The following is a 2,708-nucleotide window of genomic DNA, read 5'->3' as shown; positions in this document are numbered from 1 at the left end:
GATCTAGTACGAAAGAAACAAAATATAGTGAATATGAATCGGCAACGATTAATAGTAATAATGCAAAAACATTGCAAATAGATAGTAATAAAATTACTAACTTATCTACAAGAAGTGGAAGTGATACAACTTCTATGACTAGTATAAAAAATACATCTAATTTGAATTTAAGTCAAATAATTATATATTATGATGAACTTGATGAAAATGGTAAAGTAATATCTGAGTCAAAAACTAATATTGATATAACACTAAGTCCAAAAGAAGTTATGCAGGTAAGATTTACACCAAAAGATTATACTTATTCCATAGAAATTACGGGTTATACATATATAGCGGAAGATTGTAGTGTAGTTGTAGATTTAAAGGATAATGAAACAAAAATTTTTGAGAATAAAAAATACTTAGAAAATAGTAAAAATTACGATGTAATATCAATAAGCAAAGTAAATAAAAGTAAATCTCAAAAAGATGATTTAAATTTTAGTATAGAAATTGAAAATATATCAGATAAAAACTTAGGTAATATTGTTTTAAAAGTTGCAGAAATAAACCAAAATAGAGAAATCGTAAGAGTTGATCATATTATATATAATTCTATTTTAAAACCAGAACAAAAAGATGAGATTATAAGTTCTCTGTATGATTCAGATTACGATGTTAAAATTTTAGGATATACATATGATGATATGGAAAATAAGAGTAATGTAGATATTGACTTGATTACAAATAAAGTAAATATAATAGACAATGGACAATAGTTATTAGGAATATTTCAAATCTTATTTGGGGTATTCCTTTTGTTTAGAGTAAATAAATTATAAAATCCAATTTATTTAAATGAAAATATTTCGCCAATGTAGTGACTAAAATGAGCGAAGCAAATTTTTATATAGAAAATATAAGTATTAATAGGAGAAAAAAATGAAGATACTAGTAGTAGAAGATAATAAAAAATTATTACAAACTATAGAAAAAGAACTTTTAAAACATTTTGAAATTGAATGTTGTGAAGATGGAGAAGAAGGTCTTTACCTTATAAAACAAGGAATATATGATTTAGTAGTGTTAGATTTAATGTTGCCTAGCTTAGGTGGAATAGATATTTTAAAAAATATAAGAAATAATCATATAGATACACCTGTACTTATATTAACAGCAAAAGAGAGTTTAGATGAAAAAGTAGAAGCATTTTCTATTGGGGCTAATGATTATCTAACAAAGCCATTTTATATGGAGGAGTTAGTAGCAAGAATATACGCTATGCTTAGAACAACAGGAAAATTACAAACAAAAAATACATTGGACTTTTATGATTTACACTTGGATCTAAGTAAAAGAAGAGTATTTTATAAAGATGAAGAAATAGAATTACAAAATAAACAATTTAACCTATTGGAGTACTTTTTACTAAATAAAGGAACCATACTATTGAAAGAACAGATATATGATAGAATATGGGGAATGGAATCAGATGCAACTATAGAAATTGTAGAAGTTTATATTAGTAACTTAAGAAAAATATTAAGTAAATTTGGATATGATAAATGTATAAAAACTAAGCGTAAGGTTGGGTATATGTTTGATGATCAATAAAAAGGTATTTAGTGATACTAAAGATAAACTTATTAAAATAAATATTTTAGTTGTATCTAGCTTTTTAATTATTTTTTCTCTTTTTACTTTTTTTTATTTTCAAAGCATAACCTATAAGAGTATTGATGACAAGTTAAAAGAAGAGTATGAATATATAAGTATGCAAGTGAACAGGACTTCTTATTTAAATCCAATCGTTCTAAATGATCCTAGAGATTTAGTATATATTTATAAAAATGATAGGCTTATATACTATACAAAAAGCGATTATTTTGAAGAGTTTGCACCTCAGGATGAAAGTGATAAAACAAATGCTTGTTTTACTTATAAAAAAGGAAATTACACCTTTAGAGAATTATCAATAACGATTAATGGTTTTAAAATAAGGATAATAAGAAATATTGACTCTGAACGTTCTTCTTTAAAGCAGTTACTCTTTGTTATAGGTATAGGAATAGTATTTTCTATTATTATTACATATTTTGTTGCCCTATATTTAACAAGAAAGGCATTGTTACCAATAGAAAATGCATGGTATACACAAGCTAAATTTATACAAGATGCTTCTCATGAGCTAAGAACTCCAATTACCATAGTATCTTCTAAATTACAAAGCCTTTTGACAGTTCCAAACAATACCATAAGTGATGAGGTTGAAACCATAGCAGATGCTATGAATGAGACCAGAAGACTAAGGAAAATGATTAAAGACTTATTATCACTTTCAAAAGAAGATACAATAATAAAATTAAAAGTTGAAGAAATAAATATGGTGGATCTCGTTGAAGAAATATATAGAGATTATATTGATATAGCAACTATTCAAAATAAAGTTCTTAAATATGAAAATAATCTTAAAAATCCATTGGTTAAAAGTGATAAAAATAAACTAAAACAATTATTATTAATTTTTATAGACAATGCATTTAAATATACAAATATAAATGATGAAATAAGTTTTAAATTAGATGAAAAAGACAACAAAATAATTTGTACAATTTTGGATACTGGAATTGGAATTAAAGAAAGTGACTTGAAACATATATTTGATAGGTTTTTTAGAAGTGACAATGTGAGAAATAAAGATATAGATGGTTCGGGTATTGGTTTAT

Annotated in this window: 3 protein-coding genes; all 3 read left to right on the top strand. The window is 24.6% G+C overall.

The window, feature by feature from the left end; genetic code table 11:
- Positions 1–761: hypothetical protein (locus tag NSA58_RS18520; RefSeq protein ID WP_257560822.1), on the top strand; the 761-nt coding region annotated here is incomplete at its 5' end.
- A 163-nt stretch (positions 762–924) separates the two neighbouring features.
- Positions 925–1,596: a response regulator transcription factor gene (locus NSA58_RS18515; RefSeq protein ID WP_039678272.1), complete on the top strand. Its 672-nt coding sequence runs from the start codon at positions 925–927 to the stop codon at positions 1,594–1,596.
- The coding region (locus NSA58_RS18510) for a sensor histidine kinase (RefSeq protein ID WP_257560821.1) at positions 1,586–2,708 on the top strand (1,123 nt) is incomplete at its 3' end. The genes NSA58_RS18515 and NSA58_RS18510, both read left to right, overlap by 11 nt.

Source organism: Terrisporobacter muris (assembly GCF_024621905.1).
GTDB classification, from domain to species: domain Bacteria; phylum Bacillota; class Clostridia; order Peptostreptococcales; family Peptostreptococcaceae; genus Terrisporobacter; species Terrisporobacter muris.
Note: the sequence above shows the minus strand (reverse complement) of the source record. Positions and strands in the feature narration are given on the sequence as shown.

What these genes read in the sequence shown, in the direction of transcription:
- NSA58_RS18515 (WP_039678272.1), top strand. Translation starts at nt 925, where the DNA reads ATGAAGATACTAGTAGTAGAAGATAATAAAAAATTATTACAAACTATA.